The 23,603-nt window shown below is 58.3% G+C and carries 19 protein-coding genes; 5 read left to right on the top strand and 14 right to left on the bottom strand.

Annotated elements, in window-relative coordinates; all coding sequences use genetic code 11:
• The first annotated feature begins 98 nt into the window (after positions 1–98).
• On the top strand, positions 99–488 hold the full coding sequence (locus tag ACUN8C_RS04600) for a hypothetical protein (protein WP_445621124.1): 390 nt from the start codon (positions 99–101) through the stop codon (positions 486–488).
• 263 nt (positions 489–751) lie between these two features.
• On the opposite strand, the gene ACUN8C_RS04595 is transcribed toward ACUN8C_RS04600, so the two are convergent.
• The 8 genes from ACUN8C_RS04595 to lgt all read right to left on the bottom strand — a co-directional run bounded on the left by ACUN8C_RS04595 (position 752) and on the right by lgt (position 8,996).
• Positions 752–2,848 (bottom strand): FUSC family protein, encoded by a 2,097-nt coding sequence (locus tag ACUN8C_RS04595; protein WP_445621123.1) that lies wholly within the window; start codon positions 2,846–2,848, stop codon positions 752–754.
• 2 nt (positions 2,849–2,850) lie between these two features.
• Positions 2,851–3,828: an efflux RND transporter periplasmic adaptor subunit gene (locus tag ACUN8C_RS04590; RefSeq protein WP_445621122.1), complete on the bottom strand. Its 978-nt coding sequence runs from the start codon at positions 3,826–3,828 to the stop codon at positions 2,851–2,853.
• 13 nt (positions 3,829–3,841) lie between these two features.
• Positions 3,842–4,075, bottom strand: a complete 234-nt coding sequence (locus ACUN8C_RS04585; RefSeq protein WP_243409230.1) for a DUF1656 domain-containing protein — start codon at positions 4,073–4,075, stop codon at positions 3,842–3,844.
• Between the two features lie 321 nt (positions 4,076–4,396).
• Positions 4,397–5,578 carry a porin gene (locus tag ACUN8C_RS04580; protein ID WP_445621121.1) on the bottom strand — a complete coding sequence of 394 codons (1,182 nt, stop codon included), beginning with the start codon at positions 5,576–5,578 and terminating at the stop codon, positions 4,397–4,399.
• 379 nt (positions 5,579–5,957) lie between these two features.
• Positions 5,958–6,737, bottom strand: a complete 780-nt coding sequence (locus tag ACUN8C_RS04575) for a ProQ/FINO family protein (protein WP_445621120.1) — start codon at positions 6,735–6,737, stop codon at positions 5,958–5,960.
• Positions 6,738–6,836: 99 nt separating this feature from the next.
• Complete coding sequence (locus ACUN8C_RS04570) at positions 6,837–7,364, bottom strand: dihydrofolate reductase (RefSeq protein ID WP_445621119.1); 528 nt, start codon at positions 7,362–7,364, stop codon at positions 6,837–6,839.
• A gap of 20 nt (positions 7,365–7,384) precedes the next feature.
• Entirely contained in the window at positions 7,385–8,179 is a 795-nt protein-coding gene (locus ACUN8C_RS04565; protein WP_445621118.1) for a thymidylate synthase, read from the bottom strand.
• A 13-nt stretch (positions 8,180–8,192) separates the two neighbouring features.
• A complete protein-coding gene (gene lgt / locus ACUN8C_RS04560) occupies positions 8,193–8,996 on the bottom strand; it encodes a prolipoprotein diacylglyceryl transferase (protein WP_445621117.1) in 804 nt (267 codons plus the stop codon).
• A 174-nt stretch (positions 8,997–9,170) separates the two neighbouring features.
• Between lgt and ACUN8C_RS04555 the strand changes: the two genes are divergently transcribed.
• Positions 9,171–10,709: an ATP-binding protein gene (locus tag ACUN8C_RS04555; protein WP_445621116.1), complete on the top strand. Its 1,539-nt coding sequence runs from the start codon at positions 9,171–9,173 to the stop codon at positions 10,707–10,709.
• A complete protein-coding gene (locus ACUN8C_RS04550; protein ID WP_445621115.1) occupies positions 10,706–12,046 on the top strand; it encodes a sigma-54-dependent transcriptional regulator in 1,341 nt (446 codons plus the stop codon). The genes ACUN8C_RS04555 and ACUN8C_RS04550 overlap by 4 nt, the downstream gene beginning before the upstream one ends.
• A gap of 44 nt (positions 12,047–12,090) precedes the next feature.
• Here ACUN8C_RS04550 and ACUN8C_RS04545 read toward each other — a convergent pair whose 3' ends face one another.
• From ACUN8C_RS04545 to ACUN8C_RS04535, 3 genes are all read right to left on the bottom strand, one after another.
• Positions 12,091–13,125: an acyltransferase family protein gene (locus ACUN8C_RS04545; protein ID WP_445621114.1), complete on the bottom strand. Its 1,035-nt coding sequence runs from the start codon at positions 13,123–13,125 to the stop codon at positions 12,091–12,093.
• Between the two features lie 225 nt (positions 13,126–13,350).
• Positions 13,351–15,612, bottom strand: coding sequence for a phosphoenolpyruvate--protein phosphotransferase (ptsP, locus tag ACUN8C_RS04540; RefSeq protein WP_445621113.1), 2,262 nt, complete (start codon positions 15,610–15,612; stop codon positions 13,351–13,353).
• 79 nt (positions 15,613–15,691) lie between these two features.
• A complete protein-coding gene (locus ACUN8C_RS04535) occupies positions 15,692–16,192 on the bottom strand; it encodes an RNA pyrophosphohydrolase (RefSeq protein ID WP_445621112.1) in 501 nt (166 codons plus the stop codon).
• Positions 16,193–16,366: 174 nt separating this feature from the next.
• Between ACUN8C_RS04535 and ACUN8C_RS04530 the strand changes: the two genes are divergently transcribed.
• Both ACUN8C_RS04530 and ACUN8C_RS04525 read left to right on the top strand, forming a co-directional pair.
• Positions 16,367–17,047, top strand: a complete 681-nt coding sequence (locus ACUN8C_RS04530) for an HAD family hydrolase (RefSeq protein WP_445621111.1) — start codon at positions 16,367–16,369, stop codon at positions 17,045–17,047.
• Between the two features lie 244 nt (positions 17,048–17,291).
• A complete protein-coding gene (locus ACUN8C_RS04525; protein ID WP_445621110.1) occupies positions 17,292–18,761 on the top strand; it encodes an FAD-dependent oxidoreductase in 1,470 nt (489 codons plus the stop codon).
• An 85-nt stretch (positions 18,762–18,846) separates the two neighbouring features.
• Here the strand turns inward: ACUN8C_RS04525 and ACUN8C_RS04520 are convergent, their stop codons facing one another.
• The 3 genes from ACUN8C_RS04520 to ACUN8C_RS04510 form a co-directional block, all read right to left on the bottom strand.
• Complete coding sequence (locus ACUN8C_RS04520) at positions 18,847–19,374, bottom strand: disulfide bond formation protein B (protein ID WP_445621109.1); 528 nt, start codon at positions 19,372–19,374, stop codon at positions 18,847–18,849.
• Positions 19,375–19,408: 34 nt separating this feature from the next.
• Positions 19,409–21,064, bottom strand: coding sequence for a glutamate--cysteine ligase (gene gshA, locus ACUN8C_RS04515; protein ID WP_445621108.1), 1,656 nt, complete (start codon positions 21,062–21,064; stop codon positions 19,409–19,411).
• A gap of 161 nt (positions 21,065–21,225) precedes the next feature.
• On the bottom strand, positions 21,226–23,586 hold the full coding sequence (locus ACUN8C_RS04510) for a Tex family protein (protein WP_445621107.1): 2,361 nt from the start codon (positions 23,584–23,586) through the stop codon (positions 21,226–21,228).
• Positions 23,587–23,603: the final 17 nt, after the last annotated feature.

Below are 23,603 nucleotides of genomic sequence, written 5' to 3'. Positions count from 1 at the left end.
GACACGAGCCACCACATCAACGAGGGGTAATGGCCTGCAATGTTCTAGACTCAGGGCAATGGATGTCGATCATCCCCTGACAACGATGGAGAGTACTCATGGATGAGCAAAAGAAGGGCCCCACTGATGACCGCCCGGCACGTGACAGCGGTGAGGTGACCGCCGCCACATCGGAAACGGATGCATGGACGCGGGATCTGGAAGATATCAATGACGGCACGGGCTCTACGGAAAATGCCTCTGTGCTGCCCGATGAAAATGACGAGTACGCCGATCTGACAGAGACCGGCGCGCTGGATGAAGACGAACGCCTTCTTGAGGAAAAGGAAGCCGAGCTTGAAAACGAGCTGGAGGTGACCGAAGCCGACGAGGAAGGGATCGAGGCCAACATCAAGGCACTTGATTTTGAAGAGCCCGAAGGCGGTGATCACGTCGACCCGCAGCGTACTCGCCCGGATCTGGAAAGCCGTGACCCGGATGACCTATAAACCCTGACCGGTTCGGATCAGGGAACACCCTCTATTTTTGGCACGTCAAAAATCATCAAAGGGGCCGATCGCAATCGGCCCCTTTTTGCGTTCAGCGCGGCCGGGAGGCTAAGCCTTTTACCGCGGGGCCTGGACGGCGCTCCAGCGCCATGCAGTAATTTCCGGGATATCCTCGAAGTGCTGGCGGATTAAAGGTCACGCATTAAAAAGGCGGTGCACTATCGTGCACCGCCCGAGACCGTCATGGGTCACCGCGATATTTTTTACAATGGCTGCTGCAGTACGCGGTCGATATCACTTTGATCGCGGCTGCTGCTCATTTTTGCAAAGCGATGCAGCGTGATATCCAGACGCTTGATCATGCCCTCGACCAGCTCGATCTGTTCTTCTTCCATTTCACCGGAGGCGCGCAGCTGACTCAAAAGCGCCTGACTGGCGTCGGTGAAGCGCTCATCGAAATCTCCCCAGGCGCAGGCCTGATAGGCATGGGCAAGTGCGGTCTGCCACTGCTTCAGGGCTTCCCGGGTCGATGGCGTATCATCCAGACTGACCACACGACGGTAGTTGGCCAGAATCAGGTGCCCCAGATTCAGACCGGTCATGCCCAGATCCAGCAGATAGCGCTGATCTTCCGGCAACTGGCTGTCAAAGTTGGCCAGGCGCTGTACGCGCTCCACCATGCGTCCGTTGAACCAGTCGGCCGCCCGTTCTCGCGAATGCCTGCAGGAACGCGCCCAGAGCTGGTTCATGTCATCGGTAATGGCACGGATGACACGCCGGCGCAGCACCAGTGCATTGGGAGAAGGGATAACCCGAAAAACGGTATAGAGGATGGTCAGTCCCAGAGCGATGGCCAGCGTGCGGTCCATGAAACTGCTGATGTCGAAGGCCATGTTGTTACTGGGCATGGTCAGAATGGTGTAGATGATGCAAAAACCCAGCCCATTGGCCAGAACCGGGCGGTTATTGAGCGCCATCAAACCCAGAAAGAGCGGTGCCCCGAAGACCATGATCAGCATAAGGTATTCATGAGGCGCCTGTGCCAGCAGGATGTTACCAAACACCAACGCGGCGATGGCGCCGACAGCGCCCCCTTTCATGACGTTTTTCAACATGACCGTCGGGGAGGGAAAAGAGGCAAACATGGTGCCGAAAATCACGGGCAAGACCATCATCAGCACCCCGGAGCCCCACTGGGTCGCGACATAGATGATTGAGCCGATGGCAAACAAAAGGCTGGATCGAATGCCGATGGTCAGCGCCGGCATGTAGTCACGATGACGTGACAGGCGCGGCGCCTTGAGTCGGGTATTTTCAGCGTCATTGATGGCGTGATGCGCCTCGACCATCACGCTGGCATAGCCCAGCAGCATCATCAGCCCCTGGGCCATGCGCCTTGCCAGCGGCGTGCCATGGCGGTGCAGCTCGGCCTTCTGAATACGCTGTCGCAGAGCGTTGATTTCGCGTTTGCGCTCGCTATAGGTCTGGCGCGAACGGACCCGCTCCATGGTGTCGCGAATGTCCTTGAGGGCTTCTTCGAACGCCTCGCTGGAAAGCGTCGGGTGCTCGCGCACCAGACGTGCGTAGGTCTGCATTTCAGCCATCATGGACAGCGCCCGCTGCGACAGAAGGTAGGCCGCCCGGGCACGCCCCGGGCCGTGCGGCCCTTCATAGACCACGGCACTGCTGTCATTATTAAGCGTCAATGCCTGTTCCAGCGCGGACATGATCTGCGCACGGGCATCAGCCATCGAGACACTGGCGTCAAGATGCATGACGAGCGCCTTGAACGTCTGGTCGATTACCGTATTGGCATGGCTATAAATAATGTGTCGAACCCGATTGGGCCACAGCAGCATGCTGACCAGCGTGGCACAGGTCGCGCCCAGCACGATCTCGCTGACGCGCGCGACGGCAATATCAAAAACGCCCTGACTCGAGTTGTTGTTCACAATGGTCAGCACCACGACAAGAATGGCGGTGGCCGCCCCCATCGCAAAGCCGTAGGTCAGGTTAAAGTTACGGGTCAGTGCCGAGGAGGTGGCACAGATAAAGATCCAGATCATCAGAAGCATCAATGCCATGGCCGGCATCTGCATGCTCAGCGCCATGATCAAAATCCCGATGCCCCCACCAATCACGGTGCCACCGATCTGGCAAAAGCCCTTCTCGATGACCAGTCCACTCTGGGGGCGAATCTGCAGGAAGACTGCAGAGATCAGCGCCCAATAGGGCCGGTCCAGCTGCATTTCCATGGCGAGATAAAGCGCCAGGGTCATGGCCACCAGGCCCTTGGTCGCAAACTTGAGGGTATTGATGTCCGGCGTCAGGTAAACGCGCGCCCAGGGGCCAAGAGCCATGATCAGGGATCCCGCTGCTCGGCGTCACTGGCCACCGCCGGCGGAATATCAGGATCACGGGCCTGCTCACCGGCGTTGCCCATACCGTGCGGGCGCACGCCATCCACTCCGTCATCCTTCTGATGCGGGTCGTCAATGCGCACACTGGCGGTCATGCCCGAGCTCAGATAAACGCCGTCGGGGATATGATCGATGGCAATATCCACGGGAATTCGCTGGGACAGACGCACCCAGGTAAAGGTCTGCTGCACCTGCGGCAGGAGCTGCCCATCGGGCGTGGTATTGGTATTGGCGATCCCGCGACCGATACTGGCCACGTGGCCATGCATTTCCTGGTCGCCGCCCATCAGCCAGACACTGGCGCCATCACCGATATCGATCGAGGGAATCTTGGTCTCCTCGAAATAGGCCGTGATGTAGAAGGAGCCATTGCGCACGATCGACATCTGCGCATTGCCCTGGCTGACATAGTTGCCCTGGCGCAGATGCAAATTAATGACCGAGCCATCCACCGGTGAGGTCACCACGCTACGCTCAAGGTCAATTTGGGCACTGTCGAGCTGCGCCTGTGCCAGATCACGCTGAGCTTTCGCAATTTGCGCATTGAGTCGCGCGGTTTCGCGATCTTCGGTACTGATGGCGTTGCTGCCCAGATTGCGGCGGCGCTCATACTCATGCTCGCTGAGCTGGTACGAGTACTCTCGATTGGCAAGCGTCGCCTCGGCCTGACGTACGGCCGCTTCGTAGCGCTCGTGATTGACGGTAAAGAGTACGTCGCCGGCCTTTACCTGCTGATTGTCATGGGCATCGAGATCCATGACCCAGCCCGAGACATCGGGGGCGATGGTGACGATATCGGCGCGAACGCGGGCGTCGCGCGTCCAGGGCGTATACATGTAATACTGCCACAGCCAGACACCCAGCGCGATGGCAATGGCGGCCAGCACCAGCGTAATGAAAACTCTAATAATCGTGCGCATTCAGATTTCGCTTCTACAACACATGACTTGAAAGGTAGGTCACCACGGCCAGCACAATCACGAACAGACTGACGTCAAACCACGCTTCCTGCCACACCCAGCGTGTCAGACCTGCCTTGTGCATCATGGTTCGCAGCAACGCCGAAATCACCAGAGACACCAGCGCAAACAGCAGCATCGGACTGATGAAGACACCGCCAATGGAAAGTTCACGCAGTAACACGCCCTTCTCCTGTTTCTGTTCCATCAAGGGCCTTCGTCATGAAAGCGGTGCTCATGATGGCGGACTCACCGTCAATATCGGTAATGAAGTGCCAAAAGCATAGTGCAGTACCGCTGACCCGGCGCTGTTGAAAACCCCGTTTTTGTCAAACAAACCGGTCAACAACCGCGGCATTGTACGCGTCATGCCTTGTGAAGGCATCGCAGAAAAAGGCACGCCTTCCTACTCTCGCTCATTTGGATGGAGCGTACAGCGCCTGATAATCGGCATCAAAAAAGCCGGCCTCCCAAAGGAGGCCGGCTCATTATATGTCGCAAGCGTCACGGGGACGATCAGGACAGGCGCTTAGAAGCTGTAAGCGATACCAGTGCCAAAGCCGTCACCTGTATTGGCTTCACGGTCATACTTGGCGCCTTCGAGCCAGACATACATCTGGCTGCTCAGGTTATAGGTTGCGCCAAGCACAAACTCGTTGTAGCTCTTGTCGCTGCCCTGATCGACACCGGCGAAGGAGTCCGGATCGGTAAGGGCAACAGCATTGCGCTCGGCATCGACATACTGGTAAGAACCGTACAGATCGCCCGAGCCATAGCTGTAGCGAGCACCAATGCCGTAGCGGTCAGCATCGGCATCGTCTTCCCACTGGCCGTGTACCTTTTCCCATTTGGCAGCTACGCGCAGGTCATCACTCATCTGCCAAGTGGCATTCAGACCAAACTGCTGACCGTAGTCATGCTCATCACCGTCTGTAGTGATGTACTTGAAGTTTTTCAGATCGTCATAAACGGCAGCCAGAGTCCAGTCACCGACCATGTAACGCAAACCACCAAACATGGCAGCGCTACCGCCGTCATCGACTACAAATCTGCCGTTTTGATCACCATTGATCGGGTTACCATCATCGTCTAAATCTACAGTGCCGTTAAGGTACTGGTCCTGAAATTCCTGCGTATTTTCAGCGTCGCCGAAGTAACGAGTACCAACTGCGAACTGCAGACCACCAGTGATTGGTGAGGTGTAAGTAACCTTGTTGGCTTCGCGATAGGTGGAGCCACCAATGTCACTGCCGCTGGTCGTGTTGCTGAAGTATTCGTTGTTGGAAACGGGATCCTGAACCCAGTCATTCAGCAGGTCATCCCAGGAACCAATGCGAACATCACCGAAGTCGCCAGTCAGACCAAGATAAGCCTGGTCACCCTTGGACAGGCCGGAACCATTGGAATTCGAGCCGCCCTGATTATAATAACCTTTCTGACGGTCGGCGTTGAATTCGAACTCTGCACGGAAATAGCCAGTCAGGTTCGGATTAATGATGTGTTCGCCACGGAACCCGACAGTGGAACCGTTGTCGAAGATTTCGTCGTTATAATCACCATCACCATCTTTAACATTTTTCCAGCCCAGCTGAACGTTACCGTAAACGTCCAGTTTGGAACCGTCCTGATTGTAAACCGTGGCCGCCTGGGCACCAGCCGCCATCGTGCCGAGCGCACCGGCAATCGCAGTCGCTAAGAGCGTCTTTTTCATCTTGGTTTTTCCTTAACTGGCTAACTGTTCGATTGTCTGCCGTGGCAGATGCCCGACGCCGGTGGCGTTCGAGCTTTTATTGTTTGTTGCTCGCCGGGCTACCTTATAACGGCGTTTTCACTAACGCAACAAGAAAAAAACAGCGTTTCCGTTCTTTTTACTATTGGACTAGAACGCCGCTCTCAGGCCGGTATTTTGGGATAAAACCATTACTTTTATATGACATCTTCTTTTTCGTAATCAAAAAAAGAGCGCCCTTTCGGGCGCTCTTTTTGGTAAAAACAAAAAACATCAAAGCGTTACATCATACAAAGTTTTATTGGCAAAACACATGCCACTTAGTTTGCAGCGTAACGATTAATGTCTTCCATTTTTTTATTTAACGCTGATGCAGATGGGCCAGCTCGGACATCTTTTGTGCCAATCTGCGCTTTTGCTTTTCGGCCTCTCGCTCCTGCTGACGATCCTGCAGGCGCTTGAGCTGCTCCTTTGCATGCTGGGCATCTTCTTCTTCAACCCGGCCGGCCTCTTGGCCTTCCAGATCGATACGTGCGGCATTGACCCGCACCGACTTGAGATAACGCGGCAGGTTGACATAGCCCGCCAGCGCCCGGCGAATCAGCTTTTCATTGTAAGGTTCGCGAGCCGAAAGGGCCTCGTGAATCCCGATGGCCAGCGGCCGGGTATGACGCTCGAAAAAGGTTTTGGGATAGCGACGATACCACTGCTTGAGAAGCGCCTGAGGAGAGATCTCTTCCTGAGCAGGCTCAATCGGTGCGGTTTCAACAACTTCGGACATGTTCTGCTCTGTAGGCGGGATTGATTCATCTGGCGCCGGCGACAAGGCGTCGGGTTCTGCTGTCACCTCGGAGATGGGCAAACGAGAGACATCACTATCGGGCGCCTCCGTACTGCCGGCTTCTGCCCCCTCTGCAGTCATGGCAACGCTCTCTGAAGGACTCTCCGTCAGTTCAGGCTGCGCAGACGGGGGCTCAGGGTCGGCACCCGACATCTGCTGAATGCGTGTCAAGCGAGCCATCAGTTCCCGATTGGTGCTTTCAAGCTCCCGAATACGGGCTCCTGCACTTTCCAGACGTGCTTTCAGATCGCCTGCCTGCTGCTCAAGCGTGCTGAACACTTCATCTAAACGATCGCTCACGCCCATCTCCCAAGCCTTTTCATGATGGTGTCTGTCTTCGACACCATCGAACCATACATTATTTTATGGGACCTGCAGCCAGCATCCGGCAAGCCAGTATCAGGCCTGTGCAGCGTCGTTTCTTTCATAGCGCACAAAATCGTAGCCGGGCTGCCCCTCAGTGGGCGAGCCTGCTACCCGCTCCACTTCTTGCCAGTGCTCATCCAGCGAAGGGAAATGGGTATCCCCTTCCACCTCGACATCAATTTCTGTCAGATAAAGTCGGGAAGCGCAAGACAGTGCCTGCTGATAAATCTCGCCCCCTCCGATGACCATGATCTCCTCATTGCCTTCAATCATGGCCTGATCGTCTGCCAGCGCCAGCGCGCTTTCCAGATCATGACATACCCGTACGCCGGGATGCTCAAAGCTCGTATTGCGTGTCACCACAATATTGAGACGGTTGGGCAGCGCCTTGCCAATGGAGGTAAAGGTAGCGCGTCCCATCACCACCGGCTTGTGCAATGTGACTGCCTTGAAAAACTTCAGATCCTCGGGCAAATACCAGGGCAGCTTGCCCTCGACGCCGATCACACGATTGCGTGAAACCGCCGCAATCATGGCAATGGGGACCAGTGTTTCCTGCATTTTATCGCTCTCCGGTCGCATTACACGGCCACCTGGGCACGAATGTGCGGGTGGGGGTCATAGTCATCGATGGCGATGTCTTCAAAGCGGAAGGCAAAAATGTCCTTCACCTCAGGGTTGAGCCTGAGCGTGGGCCTTTGCCTTGGGGTACGCGTGAGCTGAAGACGCGCCTGCTCCATGTGATTGCTGTAGAGATGCGCATCACCCAGCGTATGGATGAATTCCCCCGGTGCCAGATCACACACCTGAGCCACCATGTGGGTCAACAGCGCATAGCTTGCGATATTAAACGGTACTCCCAGAAAGATATCGCCACTGCGCTGATAAAGCTGGCAGGAGAGTTTGCCATCCGCCACAAAGAACTGAAAAAGCGCATGACAGGGCGGCAACGCCATCTCATCGACCAGCGCCGGATTCCAGGCCGAGACGATCAGGCGCCGCGAATCGGGGTTGGTCCTGATCTGCTCGATGACCCGGCTGATCTGATCCACTTCTCCGCCTTTGGGCGAGGGCCAGCTGCGCCACTGATAGCCGTAGACCGGGCCCAGCTCGCCGTCATCATCGGCCCAGGCATCCCAGATCGAAACACCATTGTCCTTGAGATAACCAATATTGGTATCGCCGCTTAAAAACCAGAGAAGCTCGTGAATGATCGAGCGCAGATGCAGCTTCTTGGTGGTCAGCAGCGGAAAGCCCTGCGAGAGATCAAAACGCATCTGATGGCCAAAAATGGCGCGCGTCCCCACGCCCGTACGATCATGCTTTTCCACGCCATGATCGAGCACCTGCTGCATGAGTTCGAGATAGGGCTGCATGTACTTGAACCGTTTATACCTGTGAAGAAGAACGCGCGTCGTCAACGTTTTGACGACGCGACCAGACGACCAGCACCGCGCCCAGAAGCAGCATGGGAACGCACAGCAGTTGACCCATGGTCAACCAGTCAAAGGCGATAAAGCCAAGCTGCGGGTCGGGCCGGCGGAAAAACTCGACAAAAAAGCGAAAGGTGCCATAGCAGATCAGAAACAGTCCCGAGATCAGTCCGCGCCGACGCGGCGTTTGCGAGGCGCTCCAGAGAATGCAAAAAAGCACGACACCTTCAAGGGCGAACTCATAGAGCTCGGAAGGATGACGCGGCTCGGGGCCATACAGTGGATACACCATGCCCCAGGCCACATCCGTTACCCGTCCGGGAAGCTCCTGATTGATGAAGTTGCCCAGTCGCCCGGCACCCAGACCGATGGGCACCATCGGTGCAATAAAGTCGGTGAGCTGAAAAAAGGTCAGCTGATGACGTCGCGCATAAAGCAGCGACGCGATGAGCACGCCGATAAGGCCGCCATGAAAGCTCATGCCCCCTTCCCAGACCTTGAAGATCCAGAACGGGTTGGCCAGAACCTGCTCCCAGCCGTAAAAAATCGCGTATCCGATACGCCCGCCCAGCACGACGCCCAGGGCGCCATAAAAGATGATGTCGCCGACCTGGTCTTTTGTCAGCCCAAGCCGCGCCGCACGCACGCGGGAAAGCCACCAGGCGCCGACAAACCCCACCACATACATCAGGCCATACCAGTGAATGGCCAACGGCCCAAGCGAGACCGCTACCGGATCAAACTGCGGATGATGAAACATGCAACCTTCCCTGCACAGGAGCCTATCAGACCCGACAACACCGCCCCTTTTCGGGGGATGCCAACGACAGCGGCGAGTCTACCATGAAGCCATCAGGCCTCGCGCCTTTACACCAATGCTCGTCTGCCCGTGTCGGGCGCGTTAAGGTAGCCGCCTGACGACCAGGGGCCCGTTATGAGACTGCGCACCACCATATTGATGACCATCATTTGCCCCCTGCTACTCACGCTGGTCACGTTCAGTGCCGTGGCCCTGTGGGTACTGGAAGACAACATGCAAAAGCGCCAGCAGGAAGAGGTGCGACTGATTGCCCATGGGCTACGCCTGCCCCTGACCCGAGCGCTTTCCCATCATGACCCGCAGGCCCTGCAGGAAGGCTTGAGCACCACCTTTTCACTTTCAAGACTCTATGGCGCCTTTGTCCTGTCGACGTCCGGTCAGCAGATTGCCGGCGTCGGCCTCGCCGGCGGTCTGCAGAACACGGCCATGCTGCAAAAGGCGATCAGCACGGCCAGGGAAGCAGAAGGCTATTCACAGCAAAGCGGACAGAGCTTCTATACCTATCTGCTGCCGATGACGAACGCTCAGGGTGACGTGCTGGGCATTTTGCAGATCAACCGGCTGACCACCGGCATCGAGCGCTACATGAGTCTCATGACCACCGTGGCCCTGCTGCTGGCCGCGGCTGTGGGCATTCTGGTCGTGCTGATGGTGTGGTGGGGCTTTCGCCGCTATGTGAACCGTCCGGTTAACCGCCTCTATCGCAGCATGAAGGCCGTTCAGGGCGGGAATCGCCTGCACCGCATGACGCCCGGGGGTGCCCGGGAATTTCGCGAACTGGGGGAGGCGTTCAATGCCATGCTCGACGCCGTGGCCCACAAGGAACAGGAGGTCCGCGCGCAGCAGCAGCAGCAGCTTGCACTGGAGCGCAGCCTGAAAAAATCCCGACGACTGGCAGAAATTGGCGTACTGGCCGCAGGGGTGGCCCATGAACTTGGCTCACCGCTCACGGTCATTGATGGACAGGTTCAACGTTTGCAGCGCCGCGATGACCTGCCCGATGACGCCCGCCAGCGCCTGACGAGAATCCGCCACGAAACCCGGCGCATGGAGGCCACCATCCGTCAGCTGATGGACATGGGCCGTCGCCACACGCTGCATCCAGGGCAATGCTCCCTGGGAGAGATGATCCATGAGGCCGAGCGGCTGGCCCGCGATGCCCTGCATCTTGAGAAGGCGCATCCACGACTTGCGCTACATCTCCCCCCAAGGGATGCCATTACCGTGGATCGACAGCGTTTCCAGCAACTGCTGGATAATCTGATCAAGAATGCCTTTCAGGCCGGCGGTGATGACGTGGTTATTTCAGCGCACTACTCAGCCACTGGCGTGGTAATGCGCCTTGAGGATAACGGACCAGGCATTGACGAAAGACACCGCAGTCAGATCTTTGACCCCTTCTACACCACCCGCGGTGCCGGCAAGGGAAGCGGCATGGGCCTGACGATCGTACACCGCGTGGTGGAAGATCACGGCGGCCACATCACGCTGGAAGAAAGTTCAATGGGCGGTGCTGCCTTCGTGATCACCCTGCCCGCCGAAACCCTGTTGCCGCCGGACGCCATCACGCCCGAGGACACAACGTTTGATAACGACAGGATGGAAAACACGGACCACACCGAGGATGCCATGCCACGGAAATTACGGCCATGACTGATCAGATCCTGATTGTCGAGGATGATGCGGCCATTCTCGAACTCCTTACCGAGGAGCTCGAGGAGGCCGGCCATATCGTCACCGGTGTCGACAGCGCCGAACAGGCCATGAGGCTGTCTGAAACCACCAGGTTTGACGTCATCATCAGCGATATCCGACTGCCGGGCATGGATGGCATGGCGCTGCTGGCGTCACTGGCACAGCAGCCCGACCGACCCGCCGTGATCATCATTACCGCCTTTGGCAGCATCGAACAGGCCGTGGATGCCCTGCAGCGCGGTGCCGACGATTTTCTGACCAAGCCGCTGGATCTTGATCAGGTGCGCGCCAGCGTCGCTCGGCTGAGCCAACGGCGCGTGCTGCAAAATCGCCATCAGGTCGGTGAGCATCGCGAGACCTTTCATCTGGACGAGCTTTCCAGCTGCACGCCTGCCATGTCCGCCCTTTTTGAGCAGGCGCGCCGGCTTGCTACGCAACAGGCCGCCGTCCTGATTCTGGGAGAAAGCGGTACCGGCAAGGAATTGCTGGCGCATGCCCTGCATCGGGAAGGCCCTCGCAGGGACGGTCCCTTTGTGGCCGTCAACTGTGCCAGCATCGCCCCGGATGTCATGGAAAGTGAGTGCTTTGGCCACGTCAAGGGCGCCTTTACAGGGGCCATCGCCCATCGCCGCGGCCTGTTTCAGCAGGCGCATGGCGGAACGCTGTTTCTTGATGAAGTCGGCGACATGCCGCCGGCCCTGCAGGCCAAGCTGCTGCGCGTTCTGCAAACCCATTGCGTCAGACCCGTGGGCAGTGAAGAGGAGCAGCAGATCGATATTCGCATCGTGGCGGCCACCAACCGCGCGCTCGCGGAGCGCATCGAGGCAGGGCTTTTTCGCGAGGACCTGTTTTATCGACTTGAGACCTTCAGCCTGACCCTGCCGCCGCTGCGTGAGCGCCCTGATGACATCCCCCTGCTGGCGGAGCACTTTATCGAACGCTACCGCCGGGAACAGGGACGCCCCCCCATGACGCTATCGCCTTCGGCCCTGTCACTGCTGTGGGCCTATCCCTTTCCCGGCAATGTCAGGGAGCTGGACAACGCCATTTTACGCGCCGTCACCCTGGCCCAGGCAGATGTCCTTGAACCCGATGACTTCCCTGAACGCTTCCGCCAGGCGGCCGGCACTTTCGAAGGCCATGACGCTCAGACCCAGGAGTGGCTCAGTCTTGAGCAGATGGAACAGCGCTACATTCAACGCGTGCTTGACGCCGTAGATGGCAACAAGCGCCGTGCCGCCGACATTCTGGGGATCGGCCGCAAGACGCTCTATCGTCGTCTGGAAGATCGGTAGCCCCCTGATCTGGCATTATTCCACCAGGAGATCAGGACATCCTCTCAGTATTGACTGGACGCCAGCGCATACCCTTTCTGGCGCTGCTCATGTCGGCGAGCGCGCCGTTCGGACAATACCGTGGGGTCCCCCAGACACATTAGCCGTGTCCAGCCGTTATGACGCACCAGCAGATACATCAGCACCGGCAAGGTCATCATCAGGCACCAGCGCGGCGCCAGCGCCTCTACCATGCCATGCTGATCGAGTGTGACCTGAATGCTCAGGTGCACAAACATGATCACCATGGAGGCTTCTCCCACCAGCCCCACAAGGGTGGCAACGAGCGGCAGGCGCGCAAGCTGTCGCGACAGCGCCATCAACACCAGCGTAATGGCAAACGCGCCCAGAAGGCTCAACACCGGCACTCCGTAATCGGCATACTTCATGTCCATCGTGAAATGTGGATCGGCGTGAACACACCACATCGACAGTACGCTAATCCCTGCGGTCAGCAGCAGCACGCGCGGCCTTTCGAGATCAATCCGGTAATGCGCCACCAGATGCCCCAGATAAAAGCAGGGCGCGGCCATTAAAACCACGTTGAGGTTGCCGATCAGCCAGAGCTCTCTGAACCCATACTGATTCGCCATGGCAAGGCCCAGCATGCCCAGCATGATGATGCCGGTGGTGCGCAATGACAGCCGCGTCATCAGTACATTGACCAGCTGCTGCGTGGCCCAGAAACAGGTCACGAACCAGAATGGCGACAGCCCCGACTCCAGATCCCGCCCACCCAGTACCATCGCCAGCAGCGCACTGGAAAGTGCCTTCTCATCACCCAGCGCCTGATAAAGGGACGGTGCGTACAAAAGCGCCATGAAAAAGCCGTAAGGCACCAGCAGGTGCAGGCTCTTGCGGCCGAGATACGCCCTGAGATCGGCGCAGGGCCTGAAGAGATAGCCGGCAATGATGAAAAAAAGCGGCATGTGAAACAAAAAGAAAAAATCCCGCACAAAGCCGGACGTCATGTGGGCATACACCACCATCATGATGCCGAGACCTTTCAGGACGTTGATCCATTCAAGTTTTTTAACCATGGTCAGCCACTGTCTGTTGACGTCATTGCCTGAGACAAAAGCAACGATCGTGCCAACACTGGCCACCATAATTAAAAGATTCAAGCCATTGTTTTACACATGCTTTTATGAAGACAGCCAGTAACAGACAATGCTGATCAGGCAGATGGCGTGTGTCACGACGACACATGAGTCGCCACGACACACGAGGGGCAGGGGTCAAAATGACACGTTCCAGCGTCTGAATCAGTCCCGCGGCGGCAGCAGATGGGCCAGCTCCCACTCCTTCATGCGCTGATAAACCAGCTCGCGCGTCTCGGTCAGGGAGTGCAGCGCCAGCACATCGCTGACCAGACCCTGCGCCCCTTCCATCGACACGCGACGTATTGCGGCGCGCACCCGTGAAAGATTGGGCGCGTTCATCGACAGCACCCGATAGCCCATGCCCATCAACAACAGCGCGCCGATCGGGTCTCCCGCCAGCTCGCCACAGACCGAGGCAGAAATGTTCAGGCGCCGACTTTCCCGCGCGATATAATCCAGCGCCCTGAGCACTGCAGGCTGACAGGCATCATAAAGCCCGGAGACACGCGCGTTGTTGCGGTCCACGGCCAGCAGATATTGAATCAGGTCGTTGCTGCCCACCGAGAAAAAATCAACGCGCGAGGCGAGCGCCTCCAGCTGATAGATCACCGCGGGCACTTCAAGCATCACGCCCAAGAGCGGACGCTCAATCTGAACGCCATCATCACGCATCTCCTGTATGGCGCGATCCAGCAGGCGAGAGACAGTATCGACCTCTTCAACACTGGTGATCATGGGCAACAGGATACGAAGGTTATCCAGGCCCTCGGCGGCCCTGAGCATGGCCCGCAGCTGCACCATCAGCACTTCAGGGTGATCCAGCGTCACCCGAATGCCACGCCAGCCCAGAAATGGGTTGTCTTCCTCAATAGGGAAATAGGGCAGCGACTTGTCACCGCCGATATCGAGCGTTCGCATGACCACCGGCAGCGGCGCAAACCCCTGAAGCTGCTCGCGATAGATCCGCGTCTGCTCTTTCTCGCTGGGAAAGCGCTGATGCATCATGAAAGGCACTTCAGTGCGATAAAGCCCTACACCATCAATGCGCGCCGCGGGTGAGCCGCTCATCTCCACGGCCAGCCCGGTATTGATCATCAACCGAATCCGAAATCCGTCGCTGGTTTCACTGGGCAGCGACTGCTCGCTTTCGAGCATCGAGGTAAGCGCTTCCTCCTCCTCGATCATGCTCTCATAGCGCACCAGCAGGTCCGGCTGCGGACGCAGGATCAGCCGACCGCGGTAGCCATCCACGATCATGGGCGTGCCGGCCAGTCGGGAAATGGGCAGGTCGTTCATGCCCATCACGGCCGGAATTCCCATGGCCCGGGCCAGAATCGCCACATGAGAGGTACTTGAGCCGCGCAGCGCTACCAGCCCTGCCAGCTTCTCGCGCGGAATTTCACCCAGCTGTGCGGCGCTGATTTCATCACCGACCAGAATGGTGCGCTCGGGATAGACCGGCTTGCGGGCGTTGCTGTCCTTTTGCAGATGCGCCAGAACGCGACGCCCCAGATCGCGAATGTCCGCGGCGCGCTCGCGCAGATAGTTATCATCCACGCGCTCGAGATAGTTGACGTGGCGCTGTACTACCCGCGACAGCGCATAGGGCGCCCACTGCCCTTCCCGGATACGCTTTTCGACCTCATTGCCCAGCGCCGCGTCCCCCAGCATCTGCTGGTAGACATCAAAAAGCGCCTGCTCCTGCGCCGAAATGCGACTGGCCAGCCGCTCCGCCGCCTGGCGGATATCATGACGCACGCAGTCGATGGCCTCACGCAGCCGGATGACCTCGGCCTCGATATCATCGGGAACACGCTCGGGCACGGCCTCCAGATTGGCCGACGGCACTACCACAAAGGCCTCCCCGATGGCCATGCCGGGCGCCGCCGCAATACCGTTGAGAAGGGCCTGGGTGCCGGTGTCACTCAGTCGCGCCAGCGCACCGGTTGACAGGGCATGTACCAGCACGCCGGCCAGCTGGGCTGCCATGGTGATCAGAAAGGCTTCTTCACCCTCGCCGAACTGGCGCTTTTCGCGCTGCTGCACGACCAGCACGCCCAGCACGCGACGCTGATGAATGATGGGTACGCCAAGAAAGCTTGAATAGCGCTCTTCACCGGTTTCGGCAAAGTAGCGAAAATGGGAGTGCGACGGCGCCTCCTCGATGTTGAGAGGCTCTTCGCGCTGGCCGACAAGGCCCACCAGCCCTTCCCCCGGCTTCAGGGTGACCTGACCGATGGCCGAGGCATTCAGGCCGATGGTGTCCATCAAAATGAAGCAGTCACGCTCGTCATCGCGCAGATACACCGAGCAAACGTCGGTCTGCATGGCCTTGCGTATGCGCCGCACAATGATCGACAGCGCCGCATCCAGGCTGCGGGCGCCATTAACCTCCTGAACGATGCGGCGAAGAATTTCGAGCATGGCGTTATATTTTCATCCCTGTATATCTGCCATGCCCGCTCGCCTGTACACAACAGACGAACGGACACGTCAATGGCCGCTATTGGCCGGCCGCATCCACCGAGCTCTCTCCTGGCAGACGCGGCGCCAGCTCTCGCAGGGCGCGCCGATAGACGTCACGCTTGAAAGACACTACCTGACCCAGAGGATACCAGTAACTGACCCATCGCCAGCCGTCAAACTCGGGCTTGGGCGTGGTATCCACACAAATGCTTGATTCCTGACAGCGCATACGCAACAGGAACCACTTCTGCTTCTGGCCAATGCAAAGCGGACGCGAATGGGTGCGAATCAGTCCCTTTGGCAGTCGATATCTCAGCCAGCCACGCGTACAGGCCAGTATATCGACGTCATCGGGATGCAGGCCGATCTCCTCTTTCAGTTCTCGATACAAGGCGTCATGAGGTGTCTCATCTTCCTTGATCCCACCCTGTGGAAATTGCCATGCATTCTGTCCTACCCGTCGTGCCCACAGCACCTGACCACCGCAGTTGGCAATAATGATGCCAACGTTGGGCCGGAAACCGTCGGGATCGATCACGACTTGCCACCTTTTGAAAATAGATTACAGGCATTCTTCCACAAAGCGCGAAAGCGCATCAATATGCTGCGCGCAGGCAGATGCGAGTTGTTGCGTGCGCATATTAAAGCGTGGTCATCTTTGTAATAATGAAATTAAACAAACCGACCCTTGCCCTTGATGGGAGCCTTGCCCTTGACGCTGGCCATTTTTGATCTCGACAACACACTGCTTGGCGGCGACAGCGATCACGCCTGGAACGATTTTCTGGTCGAACAGGGCATTGTCGATCGTGATCATTTCCGTCGTGAAAATGATCGCTTCCATCGCGCCTACGATGCCGGCACGCTGGATATCCACGAATATCTGGCCTTTGCACTCGAGCCGCTGACCCGCCATAGCATGGCAGAGCTTGACGAGCTGCACCGCCGCTTCATGAAAGATCGTATCGATCCCATCATTTTGCCCATGGGCGAAGCGCTTCTGGAGCAGCATCGGGCCCGCGGTGATCTGATTTTAATCATTACGGCCACCAATCGCTTTGTGACCGGCCCCATCGCCAAAAGGCTGGGCGTTGAGCACCTGATCGCCGTGGAGCCCGAGATGGAGGGGAATCGCTACACCGGGCGCGTGGCGGGCACCCCAAGCTTTCGCGAGGGCAAGATCACCCGCCTGGAACACTGGATCAAGGCGCATGACGTCTCGCTTGAGGGCGCCTTTTTCTACAGTGACTCTCAAAACGATCTGCCGCTGCTTGAACGGGTCGACAACCCCGTGGCCGTCGACCCGGACCCGGTACTGGCTGACCTCGCCAGACAGCGGCACTGGCAAATCATTACCCTGCGGGATCGCGACGAACGGCGTGATTCCCTATAATCAATATATCCATCGCGGAGTGTGTCACTTTGACACCATTGGTTGAACCGGACGGGCATTGACAAGCGCCCTCCCCGATCGGGGCCCGCCCTCCGGCCAGACCATGGAAGTGCCGTTCGACCCAGCGCGTCCTGTTTGTCATCGACCCATCCGTGACGATGACCCCTCGGTGTGTAATGCCCCGTGTCATGTCAAGATGACGGATCAGGACGCAAATCTCGCATCAAACCGAGCGTGAGAAGCCATGGCAGCAACGACGTATGATGTCCTTATCGTGGGTGGCGGCGTATCAGGCACTGCCCTTTTGTATGAACTGGCTCGATATACCGATGTGAACGCCATCGGTCTGATCGAGAAGTATGACAAGGTTGCCATCGTCAATTCGCATGGTCGCAACAACAGCCAGACCATTCACTGCGGCGATATCGAGACCAACTACACGCTGGACAAGGCGCGCACGACCAAGCGCACCGCCGGCATGGTCATCAATTTCGGCACCAAGCTGGCCCCCGCAGAGCGCGACAACATCATCTATCGCTATCCCAAGATGGTGCTGGGCGTTGGCGACAAGCAGTGTGATTTTTTGCGCAAGCGCTTTGACACCTTCCGTGAACTTTTCCCGAACATGCGTCTTCTGGAGCGCGACGATATCGCCGCTCAGGAGCCGAAAGTGGTGGAAGGTAGAGACCCCGCGGAAAAGATTCTGGCGCTGGGCTCGTCCGATGAATACACGGCCGTCAACTACACCACGCTGTCCGAAGCCTTTGTGAAATATGCCGAGCAGGATGCCGAGAAAAAGGGCATGACCTGCGATCTGCATCTTTCCACGCCGGTTCACAAGATCGAAAAGGAAGGCGACCTTTTCAAGGTCACCACGCCCAACAAGGGCACCCTGCAGGCACGCTATGTCGTGGTCGCCGCCGGCGGCCACTCACTGCTGTTTGCCCACCAGATGGGCTACGGTCTGGACAAGTCCTGCCTGCCGATGGCCGGGTCGTTTTATTTCACACCCAGGGTGCTCAATGGCAAGGTCTACACCATTCAGAATGAGAACCTGCCCTTTGCAGCCGTGCACGGTGACCCGGATGTACTGGTGGAGGGCAAAACCCGCTTTGGCCCCACCGCTCTGATGCTGCCGCTGCTTGAGCGCTATAACAGCAAGACCTTTACGGAATTTCTGCGCGTTTTCCGCTTCGACGGCAGCGTGGCGAAGGTCTTCTGGGATCTGCTCAAGGTTCGCGATATTCGCAACTACGTGTTCAAGAACTTCATGTATGAAGTGCCAGTACTGCGCGAAAGGCTCTTCCACCAGAGCATCAAGAGCATCGTACCAAGCCTTCGTGCCGAGGATGTGACGTTTGCCAAGGGTTTTGGTGGCGTGCGCCCACAGCTGATCGACAAGACGGCCAAAAAGCTGGTCATGGGCGAGGCCAAGATCGACCCGGGTACCGGCATCGTGTTCAACATGACCCCCTCACCCGGTGGTACCAGCTGTCTGGGCAACGCCGAGAAGGACCTGTATCTGGCGCAGAAATTTCTGGGTTTCAACATCGACAAGGAAGCCTTCGAGCGTGACCTGCTGATGGGTGAAGTCGAACTTCGAGGGCTTGATGAGGCCCCGCAGATGTCGCCCGAGAAGTCATCTCACGGTGAAGATCTTGATGCCGAGCAGCAAAAGGAAAAAGAGAATAAAAGCGTTGGCCCCGGCGCCTGAGGGTCGGTAAGCCACCGCTGGCATCAAAAAAGGCACCCCAGGGTGCCTTTTTTGTGTTGACCACAATGCTGTCAATACAGGGTGATCAGGCGCTGGCGTTCAAACGCTGGCGCTTGAGGGCACTCAAGATCAGGCCGATCGTGATCAGGGCCAGCACAACGAATCCGACCAGCGTCCATCCGGGCAGCGACACCCCCAGAAAGCTGCCTTCGATGTCGGCGCACTCTCCCGACGAGCTTAACACGGTCGCAATCACGCTTTTCAGCGGCAGCACTTCCATCATGTAATCCAGCCCAGGTCCACAGCTGGGTACCTGATCTGCGGGAAGATGCTGCAACCAGACATGTCGACCGGCCAGAAAGATGCCCGCGCCGGCACCAATCAGTGCCAGCAGACCATAAAGGCTGCCACCCCATCCTCGGGGGTTATGCAGCGCGCCAATGATCAGCGGCACCAGCGCCGCCAGCACGGCCACCCGCTGAAAGGTACACAGCGGACAGGGCTCAAGCCCGAAGCCATACTGCAGTACCAGCGCGAAGGCCAGCATGGCAATACAAAAGACGCTACCAACAAGACACCATTGGCGTGCTGACCGATTCAACAGATTCGTCATGCGTGATTCCCACCGATTTTACGTTGTCATTTCATTATTGAGCGCCATTATTGACCTTCAATTGACGCGCATGTTCGAAATAACGCCGCATAAAGGTCGAAAAATCAACATCGTCGCCCTCTTCCGTTTCACGCTGCTGCTGATGGGAGGTTTCCACCAGCTGATCAAGCAGCGTGTCACGCGCCTGATCCATCGGCGTCTGCGCAAACCATTGCGCATGTTCACGGGCACGCTCCAGCGACCAGGTCACGAAATCGCTACCGCTTTCCCGCATTTGCTGATGCATGCGCCCGGCCGGCGTCTTCTCGGGGTGATGAATCAACGCACGCAGCTCGGCCAGCGCCTTTTGATGGGAGGCGCTGTCATCAGCGCTGTCCATCAGCTCGGCGATGGGTGCCATGGCCTCAAAAATCTCCTCCAGGCACTCGTGCAGGGGACGATCACCGTGGGCAAAGGACAACATCAGTGATGCATCACGCCCACCACGAACCACGTGAGCCCGATTGTCATCGAGGCGGTCACACTCTTCATCATTGATCCAGGGGCTGGGCGACAAAAGACACCAGACCAGAAACGTGTCGATGAAGTGGATCTGCTGCTCATCAATGCCCAACGGCGTAAACGGGTTGAGATCCAGACAGCGCACTTCAATATATTCAACGCCACGTGACTCCATGGCCTGAGTTGGCGTTTCATCGTGGCGCGCCACACGCTTGGGACGAATATCGCTGTAATACTCGTTTTCAATCTGCAGCATGTTGGCATTGAGCTGACGCCACTGCCCATCCACTTCAACGCCTTCGCGCTCATAGGCAGGCCATGGCGTCACAATGGCATGGCGCAGGGTACCAATGTAGTTCTCAAGCGAGTTGAAACAGATGCGCAGCTGCGACTGCACCTTGTTCTGATAGCCCAGATCGCTCATGCGAAGCGTGGATGCCGTATCCGAAAGCTCCGTTTGCTCACCATGGGGCAGCAGTCCGGCATCACGTCCTTCAAGAAAGCTGCGATCCACAGCGGGGGAGGCGCCAAACAGATACATCAGCACCCAGCTGTTACGCCGGAAGTTGCGAATCAGGTCAAAATAGCCGCGCGAGCGAAACGCCTGAGCCGACACCGCCTGCTGACCGTCAATCTCCTGCAGATGCGTCCAGAGCTCATCGGGCAGTGAGAAGTTGTAGTGAATACCGGCAATCGACTGCATGATGCGCCCATAGCGCATATCCAGACCGTTACGGTAGACCCGCTTCATCGTCCCCACGTTGGAATTGCCGTAATCGGCAATCGGCACGCTGTCGTTGCCATCGAGCTCTGCTGGCATGCTCGAAGGCCAGATAAGCTCCTGACCCAGATAGCGATAGCTGTAGCGATGCAGATCTCCCAGAAAGGCGAGCGCATCCGATGGCCGGGAGAATACCGGCGTGATGTATTCAAGCAACGACTCGGAGTAATCGGTCGTGATATAGGGATGGGTCAGCTTCGAGCCCAGAGCATGCGGATGGGGCGTTGACACAATATGCCCCCGAGAATCCACGCGCAGACCTTCCTTTTCAATGCCCCGGCGAATGCGGCCAAAAAGGCCCTGCTGCGCCGGTGCGCTCAATCCATCGATGCGGCGAGTGAATTGCTCGGACAAGGTTGAACACCTTCTCTTGCGGGAGCCCGCGCGCAGTAACCTTGTTGCGCGCATGCCGGCAGGTGGCCGGGACAGGCTCCGGAACTGTTTTCGTCGACCAACACCTGCTGACACTGCATCAGTCAGGCGTCGGCATCTGCCAATAGTGTGCTCATTATGAAGCGCGACTCGGCCCTTTCAAGCGCCAAAGTGTGCATGCTAACGAGTTTATCATGTCAACGGTTTCGATCGCGTGGCTTGCCGGCACCCGCCTTCAGCAGTGCCGCTCCCAGCGCCCCGACCGGCTCCGGTGACGAGGCAGCCTCACTGCGACGCTTTTGAGGTCTGCCCTGCTCACGGCGGCCGGCCCCTTCTGTCCTGCTGCCCTGCTCGGCCTCCGGGGTATCATCAAGGCGCATGGACAACGCAATACGCTGGCGCGCCAGATCGACGCTCATGACCTTGACCCTGACCACGTCACCGGCCTTGACCACCGAGCGCGGGTCCTGCACGAACTGGTGCGACAGTGCCGAAATATGCACCAGACCATCCTGATGAACACCGACATCTACGAAGGCGCCAAAATGCGTCACATTGGTGATGACGCCTTCCAGCACCATCCCGGCGACCAGATCGCTGACCTTCTCGACGCCTTCCTGAAACTGTGCCGCACGAAACTCGGGGCGCGGATCACGACCGGGCTTTTGCAGCTCCTTTAATAGATCGCTCACCGTCGGCAGACCGAAGCGCTCATCGACGTACTCCGCCGCGCGAACACCGCGCAGAAAATCGCTATCGCCGATCAGCGTCTGCAGGTTGCGGCGCCCGGCTTTTGCGATGCGTTCTGCCAGCGGATAGGCCTCGGGGTGGACGGCCGATGCGTCCAACGCATTGCTGCCGCCGTTGATACGCAAAAAGCCTGCGCACTGCTCAAAGGTCTTGGGCCCCAGACGGGTGACCTCAAGAATCTGGCGACGATTGTCAAAGGCGCCATGACGGTCACGCCAGGCGACGATGTTGTCGGCCAGGGTGTTGTTAAGCCCCGACACGCGGGCCAGCAGCGCCGAAGAGGCCGTATTGAGATCCACCCCTACAGCATTGACGCAGTCCTCGACCACGGCGTCCAGCGAGCGCGCCAGCATCAGCTGTGAAACGTCATGCTGATACTGGCCCACGCCAATCGATTTCGGATCGATCTTGACCAGCTCGGCCAGCGGGTCCTGCAGCCGTCGAGCGATCGACACGGCGCCGCGGATGGTGACGTCCAGCTCCGGCAGCTCGCGCGAGGCGAACTCGGAGGCGGAATACACCGAGGCGCCGGCCTCGCTGACCATGACCCGGGCAATGTCCTGCCCCTTGAGTCGATCCAGCAGGTCGGCGGCCAGCCGGTCGGTTTCACGACTGGCCGTGCCGTTACCAATGGCCACCAGCCCGACATCATGTTTTTTACACAGCTCGGTCAGCGTGACCAGCGAGGCTTCCCACTGGTTGCGCGGGGCATGGGGATAAATGGCCGTGTGATCCACCACCTTGCCGGTGGCATCCACCACCGCCACCTTGACGCCGGTACGAAGGCCCGGATCAAGCCCCAGCGTGGCACGCGCGCCGGCAGGCGCTGCCAGCAGCAGGTCTTTCAGATTATCGGCAAACACGCCAATGGCTGTAGCTTCTGCCTGCTCACGCAGCTGACCCAGCAGCTCGGTTTCCAGGTGCGTATAGAGCTTGACCCGCCAGGTCCAGCGCACCACCTCCTTCAGCCAGCGATCGGCAGGCCTGGCATGGTCACTGATGCCAAACTCGCGCGCGATCTCGACTTCGCAGGGATGAACAAGGGCCTCATCTTCATCGGGCAGCTTGAGGGCCAGACCCAGCACCCCCTCCTGGCGACCCCGAAACATGGCCAATGCTCGATGCGAGGGCGTTCTGGAAAGTTTTTCACGATGATCAAAATAGTCCGAGAACTTGGCCCCGCTGTTTTCCTGACCGGCGAGCATCGTGGACACCAGCTCGGCCTCCTGCCACAGGCGCTCCCGCAGCCGGCCGACCAGCGCCGGGGACTCGGCAAAGCGTTCCATCAGGATCTGCCGGGCGCCATCCAGTGCAGCGCGGGCATCCGTAATGCCCTGCGCCTCATCGAGATAATCGGTCGCCAGCGCTTCGGGCACCAGGGAGGGATCGTTCAACAGCGCATCGGCCAGCGGCTCGAGCCCCGCCTCTCGAGCGATCTGTGCCTTGGTGCGCCGCTTCTTGCGATAGGGCAGATAAAGATCTTCCAGCCGCTGCTTGGTATCAGCCGCCAGAATATTGGCCCGCAGCGCATCATCGAGCTTGCCCTGCTCCTCGATCGAGGACAGTACCGTTTCGCGGCGCTCATCGAGCTCGCGCAGATAACGCAGCCGGGTTTCAAGAAGGCGTAGCTGGCTGTCGTCAAGGCCGCCGGTGGCTTCCTTTCGATAGCGCGAGATGAATGGCACGGTGGCCCCTTCATCGAGCAGGGCGATGGTGGCCTCGATCTGGGCAGGACGAACCGCCGCCGCACCGGGCGCCGCACCAAGCTCTGCCGCCAGACGCGTGGCCATTGAAGAAATCTGTGTCATGAAAACGCCTTCCCTTC

The organism is Kushneria sp. Sum13 (assembly GCF_052692355.1).
Note: the sequence above shows the minus strand (reverse complement) of the source record. Positions and strands in the feature narration are given on the sequence as shown.